The sequence below is a fragment of the Salipiger sp. HF18 genome (assembly GCF_011806505.1).
GTDB classification, from domain to species: Bacteria; Pseudomonadota; Alphaproteobacteria; order Rhodobacterales; family Rhodobacteraceae; genus Salipiger; species Salipiger thiooxidans.
This window is the reverse complement of sequence record NZ_JAATOS010000159.1, coordinates 1-8,264: the sequence shown is the minus strand read 5'-3', so window position 1 is coordinate 8,264 and position 8,264 is coordinate 1. Positions and strand designations below refer to the sequence as shown.

Annotated in this window: 7 protein-coding genes; 2 read left to right on the top strand and 5 right to left on the bottom strand. The window is 68.2% G+C overall.

The window, feature by feature from the left end; all coding sequences use genetic code 11:
• The 5 genes from HC022_RS14040 to HC022_RS14020 form a co-directional block, all read right to left on the bottom strand.
• Positions 1–751: flagellar motor switch protein FliM (locus HC022_RS14040; protein WP_254885088.1), on the bottom strand; the 751-nt coding region annotated here is incomplete at its 3' end.
• 188 nt (positions 752–939) lie between these two features.
• On the bottom strand, positions 940–3,621 hold the full coding sequence (locus HC022_RS14035) for an ATP-binding protein (RefSeq protein WP_008883904.1): 2,682 nt from the start codon (positions 3,619–3,621) through the stop codon (positions 940–942).
• On the bottom strand, positions 3,618–3,935 hold the full coding sequence (locus HC022_RS14030) for a hypothetical protein (RefSeq protein ID WP_089954792.1): 318 nt from the start codon (positions 3,933–3,935) through the stop codon (positions 3,618–3,620). Before HC022_RS14030 ends, HC022_RS14035 begins: the two co-directional genes overlap by 4 nt.
• Positions 3,932–4,306: a response regulator transcription factor gene (locus HC022_RS14025; RefSeq protein ID WP_008885529.1), complete on the bottom strand. Its 375-nt coding sequence runs from the start codon at positions 4,304–4,306 to the stop codon at positions 3,932–3,934. Before HC022_RS14025 ends, HC022_RS14030 begins: the two co-directional genes overlap by 4 nt.
• Before the next feature lie 102 nt (positions 4,307–4,408).
• On the bottom strand, positions 4,409–5,719 hold the full coding sequence (locus tag HC022_RS14020; protein ID WP_089954795.1) for a helix-turn-helix transcriptional regulator: 1,311 nt from the start codon (positions 5,717–5,719) through the stop codon (positions 4,409–4,411).
• A 223-nt stretch (positions 5,720–5,942) separates the two neighbouring features.
• Between HC022_RS14020 and HC022_RS14015 the strand changes: the two genes are divergently transcribed.
• Together HC022_RS14015 and HC022_RS14010 are read left to right on the top strand one after the other, a co-directional pair.
• A complete protein-coding gene (locus HC022_RS14015) occupies positions 5,943–7,289 on the top strand; it encodes a substrate-binding protein (RefSeq protein WP_008885706.1) in 1,347 nt (448 codons plus the stop codon).
• Between the two features lie 106 nt (positions 7,290–7,395).
• A partial coding sequence (locus HC022_RS14010) for a branched-chain amino acid ABC transporter permease (RefSeq protein ID WP_167452855.1) occupies positions 7,396–8,264 on the top strand: 869 nt, incomplete at its 3' end.

Sequence of the window (8,264 nt, the reverse complement as noted above, 5' to 3'; positions counted from 1 at the left end):
GGCCGAGCCGGCCGCCGGCCCCCGCGGGGCCGGCGCCTGCCACGAACTCCACCGAATCGAGCGCCTCGGGCGGCAGCGGGATCAGGTCGCCCGCCCGCAGCCGCTGTGCCGCGCTGAGCGGGATGGTCAGGCTGCAGAGCACGGCGTCCATGCGCACCGGCAGCAGCTTCATTTTGCGTTCGTGCGGGCCCGGGGTCGCGGCATCGCCATCTTCGGCGTCGGCCTTGCCGGCATCGGGACGGTCGGGCAGGACGAGCAGGATCGTGCCCTTCCGCCGCCCGAGCGCGAGATCGACGCTGACGTTGAAGGCCCGGTACCCTGCCGCATCCAGCAGCAGCCCGGCGGTGCGCGCATCCTCGACCATGGCGCCGAAGCGGAACCCAGCGAACTGCGGGCGCAGCGGGTGCCCCTCGAGGTAGCGTTCGAGCCGGTCCAGCGTGCCGTCGACCAGCGGCGCCATCATCGCCGCGTCGGTCTGGGTGATCGGGCGATCCTCGACCGGCATCTGGGTGACCTGCAGCAGCGTCTGCACCTCAATCAGCCCGGTCATGATCTCGCGGTCGATCATCGCGAGCCCGAGCGCGCCGCCGGGCCCGTCGAGCAGCAGGAGCAGCGTGCCCGAGGGCAGCATCTCGACCACGCCGTCCTGATCCGCCATCTCCTGGCTGACGCCATGGGTGACCAGCGCGAGGTCCCACAGGACATCGGCGGTGCGCGAGAGCGCACGACGCAGGGCCTTGGCCGGTGACATCGCCCGCGCTTCCAACGCGCGGCGGGCGGCACTGGCCTTCTGACCAAGAACGTCGTCCTTTCTAGCGGGCTCTCCCATCACCTCAACGGCCTGTTCTCCGGCTGACTCCCGGGAGTGTATGGCGGGATAAGGTTACCAAGCACTTTAGTGCGCGCGGAAAGTTCACGTTTTGGGCCAGCGCCCCCGGGCTACTGGGCCGCCATGGCGATGCGCGCCGGAAGCGTGACCCGGAACGCCGCCCCGCCCTGCCCCGGCAGGTAGCGGATCTCGCCCCCGAGCCGGGTGATGATCTGCCGGCAGATCGCGAGACCCAGACCCGCGCCCCCGGCCTTCTGGTCGCTGACCCGGCTGAATTTCTCGAAGATCACGTCCTGCGCCTCGCTCGAGATGCCGGTGCCGTTGTCGACGAAATCGATCACCAGCCGGTCGCCCTGCCGCACGCGGATCTCGAGCATCGGGCGCTCGGCATCGCAGTATTTGCGGGCGTTGGCGACGAGGTTGATGAACACCTGGCTGAGCCGGTCGAGATCGGTGTTGAGCCAGACGTTCTCGGCCCCGCGGTCGCGCCGGATCCGGAGCCGCGCGCCATGCTCGTCCGCCGCCGCCGCGGCCACCGCCCGGTCGAGCACGTCCGACAGCCGCCCCTCGCGCAGGTTGAGGTTCACCTGCCCGTTCTCGAGCACCGAGAGGTCGAGCAGATCGTCCAGCAGCCGGGTCAGGCGGATCGCCTCGTCATGGATGATCGAGGCATATTTGCTCTGCTCCTGCGGCTTCAGCCCGGTGGTGTCGCGCAGGATCTCGGAAAATGCCCGGATCGAGGTCATCGGCGTGCGCAGCTCGTGGCTGATCTGACTGAGGAAGGCATCCTTCTGCACCGAGAGCCGGGTGAGCTTGGCGTTGGCCTCGCGCAACTGGGCAGCGGTGCGCGCCAGCTCCTGCGACTGAGCCTCGAGCCGGGCGGAGTATTCCATCAGCTGCGCGGTCTCGTCGGCCACCGCCATCAGGTCCTCGACCGAGACCGACATGCCGCCGACGATCTGGCCGACCATGGCATGGGCCGTGGCAGCCCCGACCGAGCCCGCCAGCTCGCGCTCGAGCGTCTCGAGGAAATCCGGCGTCGGCGCGGGCAGCGTGCCGCCAAGCCCCTGAAGCTGCGCCTCGCGCTCGAACAGCGCCTGCGCGTCGCGGGCGCCAAGGATGCGCTGCGCCATGATCATCAGGTCCTCGGCCTGCGCCACCCGTCCGGTCCAACTGCGCGGCGCGGCCGAGTGCTCGAAAACGTTGACGAACTGCGCCCCCTGCAGACGCTCGAGCGGTTGCGGGAAACTCGCCAGCGAGGCCAGCACGAAGCCCCCGGTGTTGAGGATCAGCGACCACACCACCGCGTGCAGCAGCGGGTCCATGCCCTCGATCCCGAAAAGCGCCTGCGGCCGCAGCCAGCCGATCCCGAAGGGCCCCGCCGCGATCCATGCATCGGGCAGGAAGACCCCGGCCCCGAAGCTCGGCAGGAAGAGCGTGTAGCCCCAGCAGCCGAAGCCCAGCGTCAGCCCGGTCAGCGCCCCGATCCGCGAGGCGCCGCGCCAGAAGATGCCGCCCAGCATCGCGGGCATCACCTGCGCCATGCCGGCAAAGCTCACGAGGCCGATGGAGGCCAGACCCGCGCCGCCGCCCGAGAGCCGATAGTAGAGATAGCCCAGCATCACCACGCCGATGATCGACAGCCGCCGCGCCAGCAGCACGACGCTGCGCACGTCGCCCGAGACCTTGGCGCCGCCGCCCGCGTAGCGCAGCCAGAGCGGCATCACGACATGGTTCGACACCATCGTCGACAGCGCGATGGCCGCAACGATCACCATCGAGGTGGCCGAGCTGAAGCCGCCGAGGAAGGACAGAACCGCGAGCCCGTCCTGCCCCACGCTGAGCGGCACCGTCAGCACGAAAAGATCCGGGTTCGAGCCCTCGGGAAGCATCTCGAGCCCTATGACGGCGATGGGCACGACGAAGAGGCTCATCAGGCCGAGGTAGAACGGGAAGGCCCAGCTGGCGGTGCGCAGGTGGGTCTCGTTGTCGTTCTCGACCACCAGCACCTGGAAGATCCGCGGCAGGCACAGGAACGCGGCGGCCGAGAGCATCATCAGACCGGCCCAGCGTCCGCCGTCGATCTGCCACGCGCCCAGCGGCGAGGCGTCGATCTTCTGCAACGCGCCCGAGACCCCACCCGAGAGTCCCCAGACCACGAAGACCCCCACCGCGAGCAGGGCAAACAGCTTGACCACAGCCTCGACCGCGATGGCCATGACGACGCCGTTGTGGCGTTCGTTGGCATCGAGATTGCGGGTACCGAAGATCACCGTGAAGAGCGCCAGCCCCGCCGCAACCCAGAGCGCGGTGTGGCCCTGCTCCTCGCCGGTCGGCAGGTCGCCGACGCCGAAGACCTCGAAGCTGAGAGTTACCGACTGCAGCTGCAGCGCGATGTAGGGCGTCGTTCCGACCACCGCGAGGATGGTGACGCCCACCGCCAGCAGGTTGGACTTGCCGTAGCGCGACGAGATCAGGTCGGCGACGGAGGTGATGCGCTGGCTGCGCCCGATGCGCACCAGCTTGCGCAGGATCCACCACCAGCCGATCAGCACCAGCGAGGGGCCGAGGTAGATGGTCAGGTACTCGAAGCCCGAGCGCACCGCCGAGCCGACGGCGCCGTAGAAGGTCCAGGCGGTGCAGTAGATCGACAGCGACAGCGTGTAGACAATGGGCGAGCGCAGCCAGCGCGCCTGCCCGCGCATCGCCGCCCGCTCGGCCACGAAGGCGATGGCGAAGAGGAACACCGCGTAGGCGCTGCAGACCGCGACCAGCGTGTTGAGCATGGTCATGGCGCGCCCCCCGAACCTCCCGGGACGCCGGTGCCATCGCGCTCGGGGTCGCCCTCGCGGGCCTGCACGCTCAGCCGCCACGACAGCAGGCCGGCGCCCAGCACCAGCAGGCCCCAGACGCCGAAGAGGTAGATGATGGCGCTTGACGACCGCACCGCGGCGCCGTTCTCGGGCCAGAGCAGCGGGATCATCCAGAGCAGCGTGCCGATGAAGGGCAGCACCCGCGCCGCGTCGTTCACCCTGCGGCGGCGGTAGGACTGCCGTTCGAGAAACACCGGCGGCTTGCCCCGGCGCGGAAGGTCGCTGTCGCTCACGTCACCCGCGCCATGAGCGAGCGCACCGTTTCGAGCATCTCGGAGTTCGAGAAGGGCTTGGTCATGAAGGCCGAGACACCGGCACGCTCGGCCATCTCGCGGTCGCGGGACTGCCCGCGCGCGGTCAGCATCAGCACCGGCAGCTCGGCGGTGGCCGCATCCTCGCGCAGCTCGCGCAGGATGTCGTAGCCGCTCTTGCCCGGCAGCATCACGTCGAGGATCAGCAGATCGGGCCCGACGGCGCGCAGCCGGTCGTTCGCGGTGGTGCCGTCCGAGTGGGTCTCGACCGCCAGCCCTTCGCGCGACAGGATGAAGCTGATCGCCTCGATGATGTTCGGCTCATCCTCGATCAGCATCACACGTTTCGACATTCCACCCCTTTCCCCCGGCCCCGGGCGCAAGGTCCCGGGGGGCCGAAGCTATCCTCCCCCTGTAAAAAACTTATCGCCAATGTGGCGGCGGCTGTCAAAAGATCAAAAGCCCTGCTGCGCGGCGTCACCCAGCAACGAGGGTTCGCGCCGCGCCGGGCAGCTCACGCGCGGGCAGATGCGGCAGGTGATGCCAACCGGCTCGGCGGGCTCGGACTGGCGCGGCGGAGAGGGCGCGATCATCATGTGCGCCTCGAACACCGGCTCGCGGTTGACCCGGGGCGGCCCCGAGGGCTGGGCAAAGGCGATGGCGGTGACGGCGCCGCTCTGCCGCCCGGCGGATTGCAGCACCCGGCTCAGCACCGACATCGGCCGGCTGAGCGCGGCGAAGAGCGGCCAGAGCGGGCAGTCCGCCCCGAAGCGCGGGATCGGGAAGTCGGGCAACGGGCGGCGGAAGGTGAACACCCCCGACGCGTCGCAGATCGCCAGCCCCACCGGGCCGCAGGCGGCGGTCCGGGGCAGCGAGGCGAGCCTCCGCATCGCCCGTGCCGGATCGGTGCCGAAGCGTTGCGCCAGCGCCAGCGCATCGGTGCCGGTGACCACCACCGCCTCCATAACCCGGTCCAGCGGCATCGCCTCGGCATCCGCGGCATAGCGCGTGAAGGCCCGGCGCAGGAGTGCCCGGGCGGTGGGCGAGAGCTCCGCCCCCAGTTCCTGCGCGACCAGCTCGGGCGCCGCGCCCGCGTCGAGCGGCGCGATGTGGTAATCCGCCGCCTCGAACAGCGCCTCCACCTCTTCCTGCGGCGTACCACGCTCGGCCGCCGCCTTGCCCTCGGCCTCGAGATAGGAGGCAAGGCTTCGGCTGCTCTCGGCCAGCCGGGCGCTGTCCTCGTAGATGTTGCGGTGGAAGCGGCGTTGCCAGTCCGGGTCGATCTCGCCCGGCTCTGCGAGGATCGAGGCGGTGGAGCGGATCGAGGTCACCGTCGACAGCATCTCGTGCAGCGCATCGGCGAGATGCGGGTCGTGGGCGAGCCGGTCGGTCAGCGCCTCGACCGAGCGTTCCAGCGTGTCGATGCGCGCCCGGCTCTCGGCCAGCAGCCGCGCCCAGCCGGGGAAGCGGCCCGCGAATTCGTCCAGACGGTCGAGCTCGGCCCCCGCCTCATCCGCGCGCAGCGCCGCCTCGCGCAGGGAGGCGATCAGCGTCGCCTCGGCGCCTTCGGTCAGAACCGAGGGCTCGACCCCGAGGATTTCGGCGATATCGAGCAGCAGTTTTCCGCCGATTCTGCGCCTGTTGTGTTCAATCAGATTAAGATACGAGGCAGAGATACTCGCACGACGCGCGAGTTCCGCCTGCTTCATCCCGAGGATGTTTCGGCGTTCCCGGATCCGCGAACCGGTCAGCGTATCGCGAGCCATTCCCCTGATTTCCTGTCTTTTCAACGCATTTCTGCGGCGCGACATAAGTTTATTTACAGATTACTATGGCACACTGTTCATTCGTTGACAAAAAAATTGTGCGCTCGAAGGGAGTTGTTGATCGGTTTACCTATACTGGCAAATACTGATTTTGCACTGGAGGGTGCATGCGTCGCCGGGAGAGGAGCCTGGCCTCGCGACTTCAAAATTTGGGAGGAATTTCATGTCCAAGACGACATTGTCTCGTCGTGGGTTGCTGAGAACTGGTGCCGTTGCGGGCGCCGGTGTGGCGCTGCCGACGATCTTCACAGCCTCTTCGGCCCGCGCCTTTACAAACGAGCCCACCGGCGGTTCGGTGACGCTCGGCTTCAACGTTCCGCAAACCGGCCCCTACGCCGACGAGGGCGCCGACGAACTGCGCGCCTACGAGCTGGCGGTCGAGCATCTGAACGGCGGCGGTGACGGCGGCATGCTGAGCACCTTCTCGTCCAAGGCGCTCGACGGCACCGGCATCATGGGCAAGAAGGTCGAGTACGTGACCGGCGACACCCAGACCAAGTCCGACGCCGCCCGGGCCTCGGCCAAGTCGATGATCGAGAAGGACGGCGCCATCATGATCACCGGCGGGTCCTCGTCGGGCGTCGCGGTGGCGGTGCAGGGTCTCTGCCAGGAGGCGGGCGTCATCTTCATGGCCGGCCTCACCCACTCGAACGACACCACCGGCAAGGACAAGAAAGCCAACGGTTTCCGTCACTTCTTCAACGCCTACATGTCGGGCGCGGCGCTCGCGCCGGTGCTGGCCAAGGCCTATGGCGGCGACCGCAAGGCCTATCACCTGACCGCCGACTACACCTGGGGCTGGACCCAGGAAGAGTCGATCAAGGCCGCGACCGAGGCGCTCGGCTGGGAGACCATCGAGACCGTCAAGACCCCGCTCGCCCAGACCGACTTCTCGTCCTACATCGCGCCGGTGCTGAATTCGGGCGCCGACGTGCTGGTGCTGAACCACTACGGCGGCAACATGGTGAACTCGCTCACCAACGCCGTGCAGTTCGGCCTGCGCGAGAAGCAGGTGAACGGCAAGAACTTCGAGATCGTGGTGCCGCTATTCTCGCGCCTGATGGCACGCGGCGCGGGCGAGAACATCAAGGGCATTCTCGGCTCGACCAACTGGCACTGGTCGCTGCAGGACGACGGCAGCAAGGCCTTCGTCAAGAGCTTCGGCACCAAGTACGGCTTCCCGCCGTCGCAGGCCGCGCACACCTGCTACGTGCAGACCCTGCTCTACGCGGATGCCGTGCAGCGCGCCGGCTCCTTCGATCCCTGCGCCGTCGCCGAGGCGCTCGAGGGCTTCGAGTTCGACGGGCTCGGCAATGGCCCGACGCTCTACCGCGCGGAAGACCACCAGTGCTTCAAGGACGTGCTCGTGGTGCGCGGCAAGGAGAACCCGACCTCGGAATTCGACCTGCTCGAAGTGGTCGAGATCACCCCGCGCGGCCAGGTCGAATACGCCCCCGATCACCCGATGTTCGCAGGCGGCGCCCTGGGCTCCTGCAACCCCGGCGCCTGATCCCCGGCACATCCGGCGGCGCAGATCCGCGCCGCCCCTCACGCAGCGTTCCCGGCCTGACCACCGGGAGCGCCCATCCATCCTTTGACCTCGAAGGCCACGGATCATGGACGCAATCATTCTTCAAATCCTGAACGGGCTCGACAAGGGGTCAGCCTATGCGCTGATCGCGCTCGGGCTCACGCTCATCTTCGGCACGCTGGGGGTCGTCAACTTCGCCCACGGCGCCCTGTTCATGATCGGCGCCTTCTGTGCCGTCACGCTGAACCGGCTGCTGACGCTCTCGCACCAGGTGGTCGACGAGACCCGGACGGATTTCCTCGGCAACCCGCTCAAGGTCGACATCCCCTACGTGCAGGACCTCTTCGGCGAGGCCGCCGGCGCCACGATCATCGACTGGTCGGTGCCGCTTGCCATCCTGTTCTCGATCCCGGTGATGATCGTCATCGGCGTCGTGATGGAGCGCGGGCTGATCAAGCATTTCTACAAGCGCCCGCACGCGGACCAGATCCTCGTGACCTTCGGCCTTGCCATCGTGCTGCAGGAGATCATCAAGCAGCTCTTCGGCGCCAACCCGATCCCGACCCCGGCCCCCGAGGTGTTCCGCGGCTCGCTCGATTTCGGCGTGATGCTGGGCTTCGATCCCAACGCGATCATCTACCCGTACTGGCGCCTCGTGTATTTCGCCTTCGCCGCCAACATCATCGGCGCGGTCTTCGCCTTCCTGCAGTTCACCACCTTCGGCATGGTCGTCCGCGCCGGCATGGCCGACCGCGAGACCGTGGGCCTGCTCGGCATCAACATCGACCGGCGCTTCACCATCATGTTCGGCCTTGCTGCCGCCGTCGCGGGGCTGGCGGGGGTGATGTACGCGCCCATCAATTCGCCCAACTACCACATGGGCATGGACTTCCTCGTCCTGAGCTTCGTCGTGGTGGTCGTCGGCGGCCTGGGCTCGCTTCCGGGGGCCGTGCT